Below are 16,198 nucleotides of genomic sequence, written 5' to 3' on the forward strand. Positions count from 1 at the left end.
GCACCTAGAAAAACCTTACACACCGTGCGCGCATGCCTTGAGGCCGCTCAGCGCACCCTCCTCGCCAACACCCAGAGGGCTGCGAGCTCTAGGCCCAGGAAGAAGCCACACGCAGCAGCGTGGTGGGCATCCACTGCTTCGACGCCGAGAAGCATCTTCGCCAGCTCAGCTACGTTGAACGTCGGAGCCAAGTAGCTGAGCGGCCTGACAGCCTCGGGCAGGATGCTGGCGGGGTAGTACACCGGCGGCACGAGTGTGAGGATGTTTCCTATGAGGTTCACCTTCGGGCCCGCGTTCAGGTCACCCCTGGCTACAACGTAGCCCAGCAAAACCCCCGCGGCCCAGGGAACGAGCACTATAAGGATGAGCGCCGCGTCGACGGCGAGCGGGTGAGCGCTGACCGAGAGCGCCAGGAGCGCGGAGTAGGCCAGGATCGTGGCCACGGAGGGGAGTAGCAAGCCGAGGGCCAGCCCGAACCTGAACTCCAGCATGCCCACGGGTGAGGCGAGGAAAGTGTCCTCGAGCTTGATGAGGCTGTAGTACGCCTCGTACACTGCGCTCGAGGAGCCCGAGCTCAGCGCGAGCGAGAGCACCGCGCCGACCAGCACGTGCGGGAGCAGCTTGGCGCCGCCCAGCACGTAGAACAGGGCGAGAAGCCAAACAGTGTAGAGGATTGAGTTCACGTACGTTTGCCACGCCCTGAAGCCCCTGCGCGAGACCAGTAGCGCCACTCCCAGCGCGCCCCTCACGGCTGCATCACCCTCAGGAAAAACGCGTCCTTCAGCCCGCACCTACCCACCTTAACGTCCAGGCCGCCCCCCGCCTCCGAGATCCTCGCCGCCGCCTCGGCAGCCGCGTGCTTCTCGACGTAGGCCACGGCCACCGACCCCACCTTGTATACCCCCTTAACCGACGTGAGGCCGCTGAGAGCCTCGCGCACCTTCTCGTAGGCACCCTCCCCGGGAAGGGTCACCTCCACTCTAGCCAGCCCCGAGACCTCTGAGGCGAGCACAGCCGGCGAGCCCCTGGCCACGAGCCTGCCCCTGTTTATCATCACGACCTCGTCGGAGTTCTCCTCCACCTCGTCCATCTCGTGCGAGGTGACGAGCACGCGCACCCCCTCCTTGGACATCCTCTTGACCTCACCCCAGATCCTCACCCTGTTGACGGGGTCCAGCCCCGACGTGGGCTCGTCGAGGAAAACCGCGTCGACGTCGGGGGCTAGGGCCATGGCGAGCAGGACGAGCCTCCTCATGCCCCCGGAAAGCCTGAGGCACTGCTTGTCCCTGTGGTCCCACAGCCCGAGCCGCTCGAGGACCTCCCTCGCTCGAGCCCTAGCATCAGCCATGCCGTAGCCCCTCGCGAACAGGTAGTAAGCGACGTGCTCCAGAGGCGTGGCGCCCGTGTCGGGGCTAGCGTCCTGCGGGAGAAGCGAGATCCTCCTCCTCAGCTCCCCCGAGTCACGCGTCACATCTAATCCCAGAACCTCTAGCTTGCCCGAGGTGGGCTTGAGGAGGCACGTCGCGATCTTCACGAAGGTGGTCTTCCCCGCGCCGTTCGGCCCCACGAGCGCGAGGACGCTCGCGCCGGTCTCGAAGCTTAGGCCGTCTATCGCCCTAACCGAGCCGTAGTCTTTAACGAGGTGCGAGGCCTCGATAAAGGTCTCGCCCGAGCGCATATGCAACGCTTAAAGTTTATGAAAAGTGGTTTATATCTCTGCTCTCGCTGAAATCCTTTTTTAGAGCAATATGCAGTGCGGCGGCACAGTGCAGCATGTACTACCCTCGCTTGAATACCCCTGGCTCCAAGCCGGAGGCTGGTGCCTGGGGACTTAGCGGTGGGAAGGGTTCTCTTTCGCCGTGGTCAAGGTGTGAGGGGTGTTAGTATCGGCTCAGCCTTACGACAGCCCACCTCTTAGAAGTATCATCAGCGCGCCGATGGCCAAGAATACGAGTCCCATAACCATGGAGAGTGTTCGCTCCGGCAACCTGTTAGCTACCCTGGAAGCGGCTGCTCCAGCTAATATGCTGCCTACAGAAGTGGCTGCGCTGTAGAGCACGTCGAGGAAGCCGTGGACCAGGTACCCGACGGTGCCCGAGAAAGCGGTCAAGGCCATGATGAGCGTAGAGGTCCCGACAGCCTTGTGAAGCGGCTCTCCCAGGACGACGACGAGAAGTAAGAGGAACATCAAGCCTCCACCTGCGCCGAAGACCCCGGTGATCACTCCAACCCCGAATCCTAAGATCACCGTCGCGAGAACCCTCTGGGTAGGCGGGAGGCGCGAGGTTATCCCCGAAAAGTCCTTCGACAGCAGGCCCTGGCCTCTGCTGCGCCGCATCATCATAATTCCCAGTGCTATCGTGAAAACGCCGAAGGCCCTCGAGATGCGGGACTCGGGAGTCGCTGAGGCTATAAAGGCACCGATCTGGGCGCCGGCAATCGAGCTTAAGCCTATCATCACCCCGTCCTTGACTTCAACCCTCCCGTTCCTGAAGTAAGTGTACGCGACCGTGAGAGATGCCAGCGTGTCGACGAACAGGCTAGCGGCTATGGCGCTGTGCACGGTCAAGCCGCACAGCAAGCTGAGCAAGGGTACCACGACTACAACCCCGCTAGCACCGGTGAAGCCCGTCACGGTGCCTGCTAGTAGGCCTACCGTGAACGCTACCAAGACCGTGGTCCACGACACGCCTCGGAGAACTACGCTTAGGTTTAAATCCTTGATTTCCTAACATTTGTTAGAGATGAGGGTAGGCGTAGCGGAGCTACCGCTCCACACGGGCTCTGTCCCGGCCTGGCTGCTTAGAAGGATGACCAGGCTTGCCGCTGTAGTCGCCGAGCTCATCGTCGACGAGTATGGCCCGCGCGGGCTGCTCGAGAGGCTTGCAGACCCGGTGTACTTCCAGGCGCTGAGCAACCTCATCGGCATGGACTGGGACTCCTCGGGGTCCACGACCGTGACCACGGGCATCCTGAAGGCCGTCCTCAACGCGTCGGATCTGGGCGTGAGGGTTGCCGGCGGGAAGGGCAGGAGGAGCCTCGAGACCCCGGCGGAGCTCGAGAGGCATGCTGGCGAGCTGGGACTGGACCCCGCCGCTTACACCAGGACCTCGTACCTCGTCGCTAAGGTGGACAGCGCCGCCGTGCAGGCGGGCTACCAGCTCTATCACCACGCCTTCTTCGTCTCGGAGGACGGTGCCTGGGCGGTCGTCCAGCAGGGCATGAACCCGGGCGCCAGGCTCGCCAGGAGGTGGCACTGGTTCTCCGGCAGGGTGACAGACCCCGTGAACGAGCCCCACTCCGGGATCATGGGGGTGCGGGAGCCCTTCGCGCTCAACACAGTGGCGTCGGAGGCATCGGGCTTCAGGAGGCTGGCCGTAGACCTTGCGCAGGAGGGTGCCGCGAGGATCGAGGGATACCTGAGGCAGGCCCAGGCATTAGCCTCGGGCTACAGGCCGCTGGTCCTCTACAAGCCCTACGAGGGGGTCGACGTCAGGGGGGTCCTCGAAAGGTACGCTAAGCTCGGGGTGCCCAAGCCTGAGAGGAGGGGGCTTGAGGCGGCCCGCGAGGCGGGTGTGAGCAGCTACGCGGAGCTCCTGTCGATCCGCGGCGTGGGGCCTTCGACCGTTAGAGCTCTAGCCCTCATCGCGGAGCTCGTCTACGAGACCCCGCCCTCCTGGCGGGACCCCGTCACGCACCCCGTTGACCCCTTCAAGTTCGCCTACGCTGTCGGCGGGAAGGACGGAGTCCCCTTCCCCGTCGACAGGAGGACCTACGACGAGGTTCTGTCGATACTCAGCAGGCTGCTCGAGCGGAAGGTCTACTCGGGGTGGGTGCTGGGGCGGCTGGCCCAGCTGACGAAGGAGTGGGAGCCGCCCGAGGGGGAGAAGCGGCCGACGTGAAAAAGTATTTCTATTGACTGATCCCTATCACCTCGGCGGTTCAGCTTGGCGGGCAGCGAAAAGGCTAAGGCTTACAGGCTCATTCTCTCCTTCGGCTTGGTAAGCCTCCTGGGTGACATCGTATACGAGGGCTCGAGGGGCACTATACCGGAGTACATGAAGTACCTGGGGGCGTCTGCGGCTGTCGTAGGCACAGTCATGGGGCTGGGAGAGCTCACATCCTACTTCTCGAGGCTCCTGGGTGGCGTCCTCGCAGACAAGACGAAGAGCTACTGGGCCCTCGTCTTCCTAGGCTACGGCCTCATAATCGCGATACCCCTGATACCCCTGAGCGAGGCGCTCGGCCTCGGCTGGGCCCTCGCGGCAGCCCTGGTCATCCTTGAGAGGCTCGGCAAGGGCATTAGGACCCCGTCCCGCGACACGATAATATCCTTCGCCTCCAAGAGCATCGGGAGCGGCAAGGCATTCGGCCTGCACGAGCTCCTCGACCAGGTAGGAGCAACGAGCGGTCCGCTGCTCTTCGCCGCCGTGCTGGCGGTGACGTCGAGCTACAGGCTCGCGTTCTTCTACTCGATAATCCCCTACGCCCTCCTGATGCTTACCCTGGCCTACGTCAGGTCGACCACCGCACTCCCGGTCGAGATGAGGGAGGAGAGGAAGAGCGGGGAGGGCCGGGCTCTGGGCAAGGAGGCTGCGGCCTACATCGCGGCCGTCTTCGTGAACGCGGTGGGGCTGTTCCCAGCTTCCCTCATCCTCTACCTTGCGGCGGAAACGCCGGAGGTCGCGCAGATGGGCTCTTGGCTGCCCCCCGTCCTCTACGCCGCGATACAGTTCGTGGACGCTATCTTCGCGCTGGTCTTCGGGCTCCTGTACGACAGGTACAGGCTCTGGGTGCTCCTCTTCCCCTTCACGCTCTCGATAGCGGTGCCGTTCCTGGCGCTGCAGCGCGGCTTCGCGCCGATAGCTCTCTCAGCGCTGGTCTTCGGGCAGGTCCTCGGCTCCCAGGAGTCGGTCTACAGGGCGGCGGTGGGGGACCTTACGGAGCCTTCCGTGAGAGCTACGGCCTACGGCTTCTTCAGCACCGCGGTCGGCCTGGGATCGCTGCTATCCGGCGCGGTTTACGGCCTGATGATCGACCTGAACCTCCCACTGTGGGTGAGCGGCGTCTACGTCCTCGCGACCCAGGCCACGTGCACCGCTCTACTGCTCCGCGTGATACGCAGGCGAAGGGCGTAAAGATTTTTTAATAACCTTTCTCTTAACACCGCGTGGGTGAGACAGACTACTACGCACTGTACTACGACCTGCTTTACTCGCACAGGGATGTGAAGGCTGAGACGGACTTTCTGGAGAAGATGTTCCGCGAGCACTCGGCGATACCGGTGAGGAGCGTGCTTGACGTGGGCTGCGGGACGGGCATCCACAGCTTTGAGCTGGCTAGGAGGGGGTACAGCGTTTTAGGCGTGGACGTTTCCCGGGAGATGGTGGAGAAGGCCCGCGAGAAGAGCAGGGGCTTGCAGAACGCCTCGTTCGTGCAAGCGGACATAAGGTCCTTCAGCGCCGGCAGGCGCTTCGACGCGGCGATAGCCATGTACGGCGTCATGAGCTACTTCGTCGACGATGACGACCTGCTGAGCGCGCTCAAGGCGATCAGGGCTCACCTAAACACGGGCGGCCTCTTCGTCTTCGACACCTGGAACCTGGTCGGCGTGCAGGAGAAGAGGCTTTACTACGAGACACCCTCAGCGAGATTCCGCAGGTCTGGGTCGATGCTCGCCATAAAGGAGGAAACCTGGAGGCTCGACCTCCACAACCAGGCAGCGCTCCTGGAGATCACGTGGTCGGTGATAGACCTGCCCCAGAGCAAAATCGACGTTTTCACGCACAGGATAAACATAAGGCTCTTCTCGCCGCGCGAGATAAAGCACTACCTGCGGGAGGCGGGCTTCGAGGTGAGGGCGATGTTCGAGGACTACGCTTGCAAACCCTTCACGGAGCTCAGCCCCGAAGTAGTGGTCGTCGCGCGCGCCCTCTAGGGGTTAGTATTACTCGATCTGACGTTTTCGTATGCGTGCGGGTGCGGCAGGAGTGTTCTCCGGCCAGGTGGCTACAGCAGTCGTGGGAGCTACAGGGTAGCTTCGCGACCGGTAGCCTGGGCATGACTTTCGTGAAGGTAGACGGGAGGAGGAACACTTACATCTTCTACTTCCTCCTCTCATCCGCGCTGGGAGTGCCTGCTTACGGGCTTGCGCTGTCACTGACCCCACGCGGCCATCACCGCGCTTGTCTACACAGCCTTATCCGTGGAGCACTTGAGGTGCTAGGAAGGAGGGGTACCGCAAAAAACCTTTTAGTGCGCGAAGCGCGGAGTAGCGTGTGGGGTTCCCCGCTGAAAACGCTCAAAGGGTGAGGAAGCTCGTCTCCAGGCTCGGCCTTGTGCAGGCCCTCAGGGAGCTCGCGCTCGAAGCTTTCCCGGAGATCGGCGCGCCCTTTGAGGGTGCAAGGAAGGTGCTCTGAGCCCAGCCGCACCCAGACGACTGCGAGTTCGGCGCCGGGGGAACGCTGGCGGATCTGGCCGACAAGGGCGTCGAGGTAGTCTACCTTACGATGACCGACGGCTCGATGGGCGCCTCAGACCTCTCTCTAGAGCCCCGTAAGCTCGCTGAGACCAGGCGGCGCGAGCAGGAGGAGGCCGCTAAAGTCATCGGGGTCACGAGGATTCACTGGCTCGACTACCCTGACATCCAGCTTCCCTACACGCCTGAAGCCCGAAGCCGCGTGATCAGAGCGATCCGCGAGGAGAAGCCCGACGTCGTGCTGGCTCCCGATCCCTGGCTGATGTACGAGGCGCACCCCGATCACAGGATTACCGGCTGGCTGGTCTCAGAGGCCGTCATGTTCTCCCCCCTTCCCCTCGTCCTTCGCGACCTCCCACCTCACCTCGTCGCCGCCGTCGTTTACTACTACACTTCTAGGCCGAATTACTTCCACGACGTCTCGAGAACCTTCGCGCGTAAGATGGAGGCTCTCTCGAAGCACAGGAGCTAGTTCGAGGCCACGTGGCCTGTGACCGTTCAGCAGCTTGAAACGCTAGCGGCCGCCTTCGGAGCAGCCATAGGCTCCGAAATGGCAGAGGCTTTCCGCGTGATTCCTCACGCGCTCCTCCACGCCGTCTCCCTCTCCGAAATCGTCTAAAGTTTTTTAGCTTAACGATACTGTCACTTTTGTGCCTGGTTCGGAGGGAGAGCAGAGGCTTAAAAGGAGGATTGGCCTTCTCGGCGTCTTCAGCTTCGGCTACGCCGACGTGGGAGCCGGCATCTACATGACCCTCGGCTTGGTGGCGTCCTACGCTAGTCCAGCAACCCCCCTAGCGTTCGCTGTGGCTTCGATCTCCTACCTTCTCACCGCCTTAAGCTACGCCGAGCTGAGCTCCGCGATCCCCGAGGCGGGTGGAGGGATGAAGTTCGCTGAAAGGGCCTTCGGGAGACTGGCTGCTTTTATAAGCGGCTGGAGCCTCCTCCTCGACTACATTGTGACAGGCTCGATCTTCGCCCTCGCGACAACGGGGTACTTGGGGCACCTCTTCCCGCTCCTTCACCGCGACCCCTACTTCGGCATGACGGCTTCCATCCTCGTAGCCATCCTCGTGGCGCTGAACATTCTGGGAATCAGGGAGTCGGCGAGGTTCAGCTCTGCGCTAGTCCTGGCCGACATATCAGGCCTGCTGGTGATAATGAGCCTCGGCTACCTCACCAGCTTCAAGCCCTTCTTCGACCAGGTGATGATCGGGGTTAACCCAACACTGCACGACTTCATATACGCCTCGACGCTCGCGATGGCCTCCTACCTAGGGATAGAGGTGATATCCCAGACAGCCGAGGAGACGAGAAGAGCAGGCAGAACCATACCCCTGGCCGTAAAGTTCGTCAGCGCTGTGGTCATTGGCTTCGCGATCGCCTTCTCAACCCTGGCAATCGGCGTTGTAGGGTGGGAGAGGCTCGCGGCGTCTTACAAGGATCCAGCGGCTGTGGTCGCGGAGCACCTCCCCTACGGCGAGGTGCTGAGCCTATGGGTCTCGTTCATCGGGATGACAGTGTGCTACGTCGCCACGAACACAGGAATCGTGGGGGTTTCAAGGATGGCCTACGCTATGGGGAAGGAGGGAATGCTGCCGGAGTGGCTCAGCGAGCTTCACCCTAGGTTCCTCACGCCCTACCGCGCTGTGCTCATATTCGCCGTCGTGCAGCTCGCTCTTGCGATGGCCGGCCACCTCGGGCTCGCCGCCGACCTCTACAACTTCGGCGCACTGATATCCTACACCATAGTCAACCTGTCGGTGATTGTGCTCAGGCTTAAGGATCCGTACAGGTACAGGCCCTTCAAGGTGCCGGGCAACATCCCCGTCAGGGTGAGGGGCAGGAGGGTGGAGTTCCCAGTATCGGCGCTTCTGGGAGCGTTATCGACGACGGTGATGTGGTTAATGGTCGTGTGGTCCCACGAGGAGGGGAGAAACGTGGGCTTCGCGTGGCTCGCGGCGGGGCTGATCTTCTACTACCTTTACCAGAGGAGGCGCAGGGCTAGCCCGGCTCCGAGATAACCTTTGCCACAGAGAGTAGGATCTTCGACCTCACCTCCGGAACCCTATTAGGGTTTCCAATGCGGGTTCTGACAGTTAGCCGCGCCTTGCCGCCAGAGATCCCTGAAAGCCAGACCTCGGGCTCTCCCTCCATCACCTCCTCCTCAAGCTCTTTCTTGAGTGTTTTCTCGAGGCGGGAGATCAGCTTGCCGATGTCACCGGTCACGGGCACCTCGAAGGACGTCACCACATCTACCCCCTCGCTCCTCGTTATGTTCACAACCTGCTTCTTCAACAGGGCTGTGTTCGGTATGTAAACCCTCTCGTGGTAAACCGTCAGGATTACCGTGTAGAGGTCGTCGATGTCCACGACCCTCCCAACGTTCCCGTCCACCTCGATCCAGTCCCCGACTTTAAAGGGCCTGTATATCTCGAGCATGTGTCGGGCGACGACGTTGGGCAAAACGTCCTTGAGGCCGAGGAGGAGCATCGCCGCTAGGGCCCCAAAGAGGATCAGGAGAACCTCGAGCCTCAGGTTCAGGTGCTCCAGCGAGAAGAGGAAGCCGGTGAGGTATATACCCCAGCTCCCAAACCTGGCTAGAGCATCCCCTAGAACCTTGTTCACCCTACCGAGCGTTCTCCTCACAGCCCATGAGAACAGCTTTCCGGCGATAACGGTACCTACGAGCGAGGCCAGGAACAAGATCAAACTCTCAGGCAAAGCGTCCACCAGCATCACCCGCTGAACGCGAAGTCCAGAAACTCCTCCAGATCCTCTTTCCTGCCGAAAACTATCAACTTGTCGTCGGCTTTGACCACGTATCCGCTTGATGGGATCACGGGTCTTCCGTCCTGGACCGCGAGGAGCAGGCGAACGCCCCTGCTCTCAATCTCCCGCGCGTCCTGCCCGATTACTGGAGAGTCCGGCGGGACGTCGACCTCGAGGATGGCTTCACCATTGAAGCTCGAGAGGTACCTGTAACCTTTAGCGGTCACAACCCTGGCAAAGTACTCGGCGAAGTCGTCCATGCACACCACCTTATCGGCCCCAGCCTCTATCGCTTTCCGCGTGTTCTCAGCCTCGTCTACGCGAACCACCACCAGTGGGACTCCAAACCTCTTCTTAGCCAGCTCTGCAACTCGGATGTTGACGCTGTCGCGGCCAGTCACGGCTAACAGCACGTCTGCTTTATCGACTTCAGCGTCCTCTAATACCTCCACTCGCGTCGCGTCCCCGCAGAATACAGTCGCGTCGATCTTCTTCGCTATCTTGTCGCACAGGGGCTTCCTTTTCTCGACCACGACCACCCTGTCGCCTCTACGGGCGAAGTACTTAGCGAGGAAAAACCCGATGTAGCCTCCACCGACGACTACGATCCTCAAGCACAATCCCGGCTTACTGTGAAAAGGACCTTACTCTAATCTCTTTCGCAGGGGGAGAAAACGACGCCTATAAAGTACTAGCTTCCTGGTTAGACTGTAGGGGCTTCAAGGTAGCTCTTTAGAAGAGTTGATATGATTTTCTTGGGGTCTCTGAACTCTATCTCCAGCACGTTCCCGTGCTCATCTACGCGAATGAGAATGTCTTCTCCAGCTTTCAGCGTCTTAACGGGCTCTTTTCCCTCGAGGGTTACTATCTTAAGAGAGTTAGATGAGACGTCGTATACACTCCTAAACATGAGATAGTTACTAGTGTTCGTTATTAAAGCTTTTCCTTGTATTCGGCACAGCATGTCAATGCTATAGAACCTTACTAGTAATGAGGGAGGGGAAACATTGTTAAAAGGCTAGCGTGAATGTCTCTTAGGCGGCTATGAGGCTTGCTGTGCTTGGATGCGGTGCGGTAGGATCGGTGGTGGCTAGGCTGGCTTTGAGGACTAAGGTGGCTGAGAGCGTAGTCTGCCTCGACAGGGACGTCGAGAAGGCTAGGAGCTTCCTGAGCCTCGACGAGGGTGGTGGCGTGCCCGTTGAGGAGGTGGACGCTGTCCGGGTTGACGAGCTTGCTGCTAAGCTTAAGGGCTTCGACTTCGTCGTGAACTCCCTCCCGACCTTCGTCAGGGTGGGGGAGAGAGAAGTTCTCCTGAACCCCCTGGTTATGGAGGCCGCTCTGAGGGCTGGGGTCGGCTACGTGGACCTGGCGTGCTACGGGGGGAAGAGGAGGAGGGCTGAGCAGCTCTCCTTGTCGAAAAGGTTCTTGGCCGAGGGCGTGACGGCTGTGATAAACGCGGGGGCCTCTCCGGGGCTCTCGAACATTCTGGCTAGGGAGGCCTACGAGGACTTCGACAGGGCGCACTCGGTCAAGGTCATGTCTCTCGAGGACCAGCGGGGCTCGTCCTTCATAATCTCGTGGTCCAAGGAGGAGATGCTGAACGTGGCTACACCCGTCCTGGTGTACAGGAACGGGAGGTACTTCATGTCCGAGCCGTTTGCGGATTCAGCGCTCTGCGAGTTCCCGGAGCCCATCGGGTCGATTCGCTGCTACTCCGTCTCGAACGACGAGAGCTACACTATCCCGGCTTTCCTTAGGATAAGGGACTTCTCCTACTACGCCGGAGGGAGCGACATCGAGACGCTGAGGGCGCTCTACCGCCTAGGCGTCTTGGAGGACAGGAAGATACTGGTCAGGGGGCGGTTGGTTCCCCTGAGGAGCATTCTTTACCAGGTTCTCAGAGAGCCCAGCGGGCCGCTTGAGGCTATCCGCGCAGTCGAGGAGGGGGACCTGGAGGACGCTTTCTTCGCCCTGAAGGTGGTCGTCGAGGGAGAGGTCGGGGGGGCTAGGGCCGTCTCATCCAGGAGCGTCGTCTTCCCTAGCCAGAGGAAGGTTAACGAGCTCATGCCCGGCGCTACCTACATCACCTACCCAACGGCGCTCGTCGCTCTAGCGGTCCTGAGGGTCCTAAGGGGCAGGAGGCTCGCAGGGGTATACCCTCCTGAGGCTCTGCCCGGTGTGGTTAGGAGAGGTGTGCTCGCGGAGCTCGAGAGCCACAAGGTCTTCGTCAACGAGGAGTTCAGGGTGCTCGTCTAGCCGGTAACCTTTATATCCGGTCAGGTGTTTATGACGGTGGGATACGCATGGAAGGGCTCGTTGTTGAAAACCTAACGGTTGCCGTTGAGGGGAAGCGGATAGTGCGCGGAGCCAGCTTCACGGCGCCGAAGGGAGTGGTTACAGTGATCATGGGGCCCAACGGCAGCGGGAAGAGCACGCTACTCCTCGCACTCATGGGCCACCCCAGGTACACGGTTACGGAGGGCCGCGCTCTGCTTGACGGGGAGGATCTGCTGGCTTTGAGGCCGGAGGAGAGGGCCAGGAGGGGTCTCTTCCTCGCCTTCCAGTCACCCCCAGAGCTGCCGGGGGTTAAGGTGTTCAATTTTCTCGTAGAGGCTGCGGGTAAGCTGGGTGTCAGCGTGAAGGATAAGGTGGAAAGCTCTCTGGAGGAGGTGGGTCTTCCGAGAGAGTACGCGTACCGTAGCGTGCACGTGGGTTTCTCGGGGGGCGAGAGGAAGAGGTTCGAGCTGGCGCAGGCGCTGGTCTTCAACCCCAAGGTCGTGATGCTGGACGAGCCGGACTCGGGCCTCGACATAGACGGTTTGAGGATGCTGGCTGAGAAGGTTAGGCAGCTGGCCTCCAGCGGTAAAGCAGTCCTGCTCGTCAGCCATAATCCCACGACGATCGAGTACGTGAAGCCGGACAAAGTGCTCATCATGGTGTCTGGGAGGATTGTGGCGCAGGGTGGACTCGAGCTTGCGAGGAGGGTGGAAGCTGAGGGCTTCCCGGTGGTCGCGGAGTGAGCAGGCCGGCCGTCCTCGAGGGGCTACCTGAGCTGGACTACACTGTCAGCTCGATAACGCACAAGCCGCGGCTGGAGCTCAGGGGAAGGATCTCGAGAAGCCTGGTGGAGGAGCTCTCGAGGTCGAAGAAGGAGCCGGAGTGGATGCTGAGGCTCAGGCTCAGGAGCCTCGAGCTCTTCGAAAAGCTACCTATGCCCAACTGGCTCGTGGGGGTCGAGGAGCTGGACTTGGAGGAGCTCGCCCACTACGTCCAGCCTGACGTAGAGAGGGCGAGGAGTTGGGAGGAGTTGCCCGAGGAGATCAGACGTGTCTACGAGAGGCTGGGCTTGCCGGAGATCGAGGCGAAGGTCCTCTCGGGCCTCGCCGCCCAGTTCGAGAGCGAGACCGTGTACCTGGCTTTCAAAAAATACCTCGAGCGGTCCGGTGTGGTCCTCATGGACATGAGCGAGGCTCTCGTGAAGTACCCTGACCTCGTAAAGAGGTACTTCATGCGCGTTTTCCCGCCCAGCGACCACAAGTTCGCCGCACTGCACGGGGCCCTGTGGAGCGGGGGAGTGTTCCTCTACGTTCCCCCTCGGGTCAGGATAGAGGCGCCCATCGAGGCCTTCTTCTTCGTAGCCAGCGAGCTCGAGGGCCAGTTCGAGCACACCCTGATAGTCGCTGACGAGGGTAGCTTCGTGCACTTCATCGAGGGTTGCGCGGCGCCCCTTTTCAAGAAGTACAGCTTCCACGACGGCATGGTGGAGATATACGCGCACAGGGGCTCGCACGTTAAGTTCACCACTGTCCAGAACTGGAGCAAGAACCTGATCAACTTCAACAACAAGAGGGCGATCCTCGAGGAAAACGCCACAATCGAGTGGGCTGAGGGGAGCCTGGGTAGCAAGGTCAGCTACGTTTACCCCTCTGCTATACTCAAGGGCGAGGGGGCCAGGGCGAGCATAGCGAACATCACTCTCGCGAAGGGCCCGACCTGGAAGGATAGTGGAGCCAAGGTCTTCCACCTGGCGCCCAACACGAGCAGTGAGGTTGTAAGCAAGAGCATAAGCGCGCAGGGCGGGGTGGCCGTCTACAGGGGGCTCGTGAGGGTGGCGAGGGGGGCGTCTGGCTCCAAGGCCTCCGTGAAGTGCGATAGCCTAATACTCGACGAGTCGTCGAAGGCATACACGTACCCTAAAAACGAGGTCGAGGAGGAGAGCGTAACCGTCGTTCACGAGGCGACAACGGGCAGGCTGAGCGAGGACGCACTGTTCTACGCCCAGTCGAGGGGCTTGAGCGAGGGCGAGGCTAGGAGGATGCTGGTCCTGGGCTACGTCGGGGACCTACTGGGGAGGCTACCCTTCGAGTACCAGGTGGTCTTCCGGCGGGTCCTTGAGCTGGAGTTCGAGGAGCTGGGTGGCTACGGGTGAAGCTCGAGGAAGTACTCAAGGTGCCCTACCAGCCGGTAGCCGACTCCCCAACGGTGCGCTACTACACTGACTGGAAGGCTTTCGATCCGTACATCGAGAACCCCTCCCCGCCGCTAGAGCTGAGCTGGGACGACAGCCTGCTGAACGCTCTAGGCGCAGAGCCCACGACCATACTGAAGCCCACCCCCGTCGCGGAGAGACCCACCTTCCCGAGGGCAAGCTCCCTAAGGATCCTGAGCTTCCACGAGCACAACCTCAACTCCCTCCACAGGCTCCTCCTCACAGACGCCAGCGTAACCGTCCTCGTACCGAAGCCGAACGAGGGTGCGCTGTCCGCGCACCTCGAGGTCCAGGCTCGGGGCCACTCGGGGCTCAGGGTCCTGCTACTCTCGCCAGAATCCTCTAGAGGGCTGGTGACCCTCACCCTGAACATCAACGTGGCGCCGGGGGCTAGCCTCAAGGCGAGCTACGTGGTCTTCGACTCACGGGGCTCGCCCTCAGCCATCTTCCTGGACGCATCCCTCGGGGAGAACGCGTCCATGGAAAACCTCATAATCGCGGCGCGCTCGCGGATGCTCCACCTAGAAGCGCACGCAGACCTCGCAGGTGCGAACTCCCGGCTAAGCACGAGAGCTCTCCTCGCCTCCAACAAGGGCTCGAAGCTCGCGCTGGTAACGGACGCAGAGGCCCGCGCCCCTGAGGCAGAGCTCGATATCAGAGCCGTCGGCTTCGCCGGGGACGGGTACATCGCCCACAAGGGGTACGCGAGGTCTCGCCGCGGTGCCAGAGGTAGCAGGCTGCGGGTCATCTCGAGGCTGGTGCCGCTCACGAGCAAAGCGAAGGTATACGCCTCCCCCGTCCTCGAGATAGAGTCCGACGAGCCTGAGGAGGCCAGCCATTCGGTGGCACAAGCACCTCTCGACGAGGACCAGATCTTCTACCTTAGGTCAAGGGGGTTCAGCTATGACGAGGCTGTCGAGGCCCTCGTAAGGGGCGCCTACCACAGCCTTGTCGAGGACATCCTCGGAAAGCTGGAGCTGAAGAGAATTGTTGACTTACTGGTGGAGGAGCTGGGAAACAACTAGTTCAGGCGGAAAAGTTCGGCGATGCGAACCGACTAGGTCAACTGGCTTGCAAAATCCACGGCTCTTTAACACGATCCTTTACTTTAAGGTCAGTGGTTGAATGAACGGCACCCGCCAGCGGTCGGTCAAGGCCGGGAGGCCTCACGCGGTCGGCAGGTAGCCAATTACCTCATCCTTGGAACATGATTGATTACCCGTTTTTAACGATTTTTGCTTTGTGGTCCCGAGGGCGGCTTAATTCTGTCTGTCGAGGCCTCTACCTGTACTCCTCCAGGAAGACTACCATGTAGTCCTTCTTCAGCCGCTGGATGCTCTCCCGCATCTCTGCCTCGGGCTTCTTGAAGAGCGCGGTGCAGCCGTGTATCTTGCACGCCGCGATGACGTAGCAGTCCGTCAAGGCGAGCTTGTAGCGTAGCTTGACCTTCCCCGCCTCCAGGGCCAGCTCTAAGCTCGTGCCGATCACCTTCACCTGCGGGAGCCTGTAGAGCCACTCCACCAGTTTCGAAGCGGTGGCCTCCGGCTCTCCAGCCCCGAGCTCGCGGTATAGCCTCGCGGCCACGTAGAACGTCTCTGCTAAGATGGGGTGGGGTATCAGCGCCTCCAGCTTCCCCGACATGATAGCTGAGAACACGGCCTCGGCCTGCTCGTGGTACTCGCCCTCCTCGTCGATGTACTCTATTATCACGCTTGTGTCTAAGCCCACGCTAGCCAACAGGAACACCTAGGTCCTCCAGTAGCCTCTGCGCCTTATCGCCAGAGCTCTTAGCCTCCCTGAGTATTCGCTCGGTGACGCTCGGCCCAGCCCTGACGAACACCTCCTTAGGTGGCCCCTCGACCGGCTCCAAGATAACCTTTTTCCCTTCGACCCGCACTCTGAGAACTGTGCCGGGAGTAAGCCCCAGCTCCTCCCTCACGCGCTTCGGGATCACGACTTGGCCTTTGCTGGAAACCACAGTCTTCAACATACTCACCACGGTGTAGTAAGAAAGAATTCTTACTTAAATCTTACTACAACGAATTTCAGAAGCACTTTGAAAACGGGAATTGGCCTCGGGGAGAGAAAGGAGAGCGGGTGCGAACTCCTGATTGGAAGCAATATCTCCTCCTGTATTGCGGGATACGGCTAGCTTCCAGGCGTTGCTGGCTTGGAATCTGCGAGGGGCCTAGGGGTTGACGGCCGTGCTCGTGACGTAGAACTCACGGTAGTAGCCACCGGACACGACCTGCCAATAAGCGTTGAAATCCTTGCAGTAGACACAGGAATCTCTGCAGGGTGTAGCAATGCTATTTTTTAGCTTTTCCCTAGTTTCTTCCCGTGCTCGACTCGCTCTTTTCCCTTGCCACCAAGGGTTAGAAGGGGTTGTGAGAGGGTGCGCGGGTAGCGCCCTTGGGACTCAAGCTCGATACGGTCACAGCATGTGTGGGGTCAGGTAAGGT

The 16,198-nt window shown here is 60.8% G+C and carries 18 protein-coding genes and 1 pseudogene; 11 read left to right on the forward strand and 8 right to left on the reverse strand.

Annotated elements, in window-relative coordinates:
- Window positions 1-47: 47 nt before the first annotated feature.
- From ACNO7C_RS07025 to ACNO7C_RS07035, 3 genes are all read right to left on the reverse strand, one after another.
- Complete coding sequence (locus ACNO7C_RS07025; RefSeq protein ID WP_460024404.1) at window positions 48-749, reverse strand: hypothetical protein; 702 nt, start codon at window positions 747-749, stop codon at window positions 48-50.
- Complete coding sequence (locus ACNO7C_RS07030; RefSeq protein WP_460024405.1) at window positions 746-1,678, reverse strand: ABC transporter ATP-binding protein; 933 nt, start codon at window positions 1,676-1,678, stop codon at window positions 746-748. Before ACNO7C_RS07030 ends, ACNO7C_RS07025 begins: the two co-directional genes overlap by 4 nt.
- A 219-nt stretch (window positions 1,679-1,897) precedes the next feature.
- Complete coding sequence (locus ACNO7C_RS07035) at window positions 1,898-2,689, reverse strand: sulfite exporter TauE/SafE family protein (RefSeq protein ID WP_460024406.1); 792 nt, start codon at window positions 2,687-2,689, stop codon at window positions 1,898-1,900.
- 55 nt (window positions 2,690-2,744) lie between these two features.
- Between ACNO7C_RS07035 and ACNO7C_RS07040 the strand changes: the two genes are divergently transcribed.
- The 7 genes and pseudogenes from ACNO7C_RS07040 to ACNO7C_RS07070 all read left to right on the forward strand — a co-directional run bounded on the left by ACNO7C_RS07040 (window position 2,745) and on the right by ACNO7C_RS07070 (window position 8,499).
- Window positions 2,745-3,902, forward strand: coding sequence for a DUF763 domain-containing protein (locus tag ACNO7C_RS07040; protein WP_460024407.1), 1,158 nt, complete (start codon window positions 2,745-2,747; stop codon window positions 3,900-3,902).
- Window positions 3,903-3,947: 45 nt separating this feature from the next.
- Entirely contained in the window at window positions 3,948-5,138 is a 1,191-nt protein-coding gene (locus ACNO7C_RS07045; protein WP_460024408.1) for an MFS transporter, read from the forward strand.
- 32 nt (window positions 5,139-5,170) lie between these two features.
- Window positions 5,171-5,938: a class I SAM-dependent DNA methyltransferase gene (locus ACNO7C_RS07050; protein ID WP_460024409.1), complete on the forward strand. Its 768-nt coding sequence runs from the start codon at window positions 5,171-5,173 to the stop codon at window positions 5,936-5,938.
- Between the two features lie 340 nt (window positions 5,939-6,278).
- Window positions 6,279-6,419: a hypothetical protein gene (locus ACNO7C_RS07055; protein ID WP_460024410.1), complete on the forward strand. Its 141-nt coding sequence runs from the start codon at window positions 6,279-6,281 to the stop codon at window positions 6,417-6,419.
- 18 nt (window positions 6,420-6,437) lie between these two features.
- A pseudogene (locus ACNO7C_RS07060) lies at window positions 6,438-6,950 on the forward strand (PIG-L deacetylase family protein); the annotation flags it as partial.
- Between the two features lie 18 nt (window positions 6,951-6,968).
- Window positions 6,969-7,097, forward strand: coding sequence for a hypothetical protein (locus ACNO7C_RS07065; RefSeq protein WP_460024411.1), 129 nt, complete (start codon window positions 6,969-6,971; stop codon window positions 7,095-7,097).
- A 31-nt stretch (window positions 7,098-7,128) separates the two neighbouring features.
- Window positions 7,129-8,499, forward strand: a complete 1,371-nt coding sequence (locus tag ACNO7C_RS07070) for an APC family permease (RefSeq protein ID WP_460024412.1) — start codon at window positions 7,129-7,131, stop codon at window positions 8,497-8,499.
- On the opposite strand, the gene ACNO7C_RS07075 is transcribed toward ACNO7C_RS07070, so the two are convergent.
- From ACNO7C_RS07075 to ACNO7C_RS07085, 3 genes are all read right to left on the reverse strand, one after another.
- Window positions 8,480-9,208 (reverse strand): mechanosensitive ion channel domain-containing protein, encoded by a 729-nt coding sequence (locus ACNO7C_RS07075; protein WP_460024413.1) that lies wholly within the window; start codon window positions 9,206-9,208, stop codon window positions 8,480-8,482. The genes ACNO7C_RS07070 and ACNO7C_RS07075 overlap by 20 nt on opposite strands.
- 5 nt (window positions 9,209-9,213) lie before the next feature.
- On the reverse strand, window positions 9,214-9,861 hold the full coding sequence (locus ACNO7C_RS07080) for a potassium channel family protein (RefSeq protein WP_460024414.1): 648 nt from the start codon (window positions 9,859-9,861) through the stop codon (window positions 9,214-9,216).
- Between the two features lie 89 nt (window positions 9,862-9,950).
- The gene (locus ACNO7C_RS07085) at window positions 9,951-10,157 is read right to left on the reverse strand and encodes a DUF2283 domain-containing protein (protein ID WP_460024415.1); all 207 of its coding nucleotides are present in this window, start codon (window positions 10,155-10,157) and stop codon (window positions 9,951-9,953) included.
- Between the two features lie 134 nt (window positions 10,158-10,291).
- Between ACNO7C_RS07085 and ACNO7C_RS07090 the strand changes: the two genes are divergently transcribed.
- Genes ACNO7C_RS07090 through ACNO7C_RS07105 form a run of 4 tightly spaced genes read left to right on the forward strand, consistent with a single transcriptional unit; the run spans window position 10,292 to window position 14,761 of the window.
- Window positions 10,292-11,503, forward strand: coding sequence for a saccharopine dehydrogenase family protein (locus ACNO7C_RS07090; RefSeq protein WP_460024416.1), 1,212 nt, complete (start codon window positions 10,292-10,294; stop codon window positions 11,501-11,503).
- 47 nt (window positions 11,504-11,550) lie between these two features.
- Window positions 11,551-12,267, forward strand: coding sequence for a Fe-S cluster assembly ATPase SufC (gene sufC / locus ACNO7C_RS07095; protein WP_460024417.1), 717 nt, complete (start codon window positions 11,551-11,553; stop codon window positions 12,265-12,267).
- Entirely contained in the window at window positions 12,264-13,676 is a 1,413-nt protein-coding gene (sufB, locus tag ACNO7C_RS07100) for a Fe-S cluster assembly protein SufB (protein ID WP_460024418.1), read from the forward strand. Before sufC ends, sufB begins: the two co-directional genes overlap by 4 nt.
- Window positions 13,673-14,761: a SufD family Fe-S cluster assembly protein gene (locus tag ACNO7C_RS07105; RefSeq protein ID WP_460024419.1), complete on the forward strand. Its 1,089-nt coding sequence runs from the start codon at window positions 13,673-13,675 to the stop codon at window positions 14,759-14,761. The genes sufB and ACNO7C_RS07105 overlap by 4 nt, the downstream gene beginning before the upstream one ends.
- A gap of 256 nt (window positions 14,762-15,017) precedes the next feature.
- Here ACNO7C_RS07105 and ACNO7C_RS07110 read toward each other — a convergent pair whose 3' ends face one another.
- Window positions 15,018-15,464: a PIN domain-containing protein gene (locus ACNO7C_RS07110; protein ID WP_460025917.1), complete on the reverse strand. Its 447-nt coding sequence runs from the start codon at window positions 15,462-15,464 to the stop codon at window positions 15,018-15,020.
- A 1-nt stretch (window position 15,465) separates the two neighbouring features.
- Window positions 15,466-15,726 (reverse strand): AbrB/MazE/SpoVT family DNA-binding domain-containing protein, encoded by a 261-nt coding sequence (locus ACNO7C_RS07115; protein WP_460024420.1) that lies wholly within the window; start codon window positions 15,724-15,726, stop codon window positions 15,466-15,468.
- Window positions 15,727-16,198 lie beyond the last annotated feature (472 nt).

It is taken from the genome of Infirmifilum tikiterense, from assembly GCF_054696565.1.

Bases quoted from the DNA above. Each gene is read 5' to 3' on its own strand.
- ACNO7C_RS07030 (WP_460024405.1), bottom strand. From the start codon at position 1,678: ATGCGCTCGGGCGAGACCTTTATCGAGGCCTCGCACCTCGTTAAAGAC.
- ACNO7C_RS07040 (WP_460024407.1), top strand. From the start codon at position 2,745: ATGAGGGTAGGCGTAGCGGAGCTACCGCTCCACACGGGCTCTGTCCCG.
- ACNO7C_RS07085 (WP_460024415.1), bottom strand. From the start codon at position 10,157: ATGTTTAGGAGTGTATACGACGTCTCATCTAACTCTCTTAAGATAGTA.
- ACNO7C_RS07090 (WP_460024416.1), top strand. From the start codon at position 10,292: ATGAGGCTTGCTGTGCTTGGATGCGGTGCGGTAGGATCGGTGGTGGCT.
- sufC (WP_460024417.1), top strand. From the start codon at position 11,551: ATGGAAGGGCTCGTTGTTGAAAACCTAACGGTTGCCGTTGAGGGGAAG.
- ACNO7C_RS07115 (WP_460024420.1), bottom strand. From the start codon at position 15,726: ATGTTGAAGACTGTGGTTTCCAGCAAAGGCCAAGTCGTGATCCCGAAG.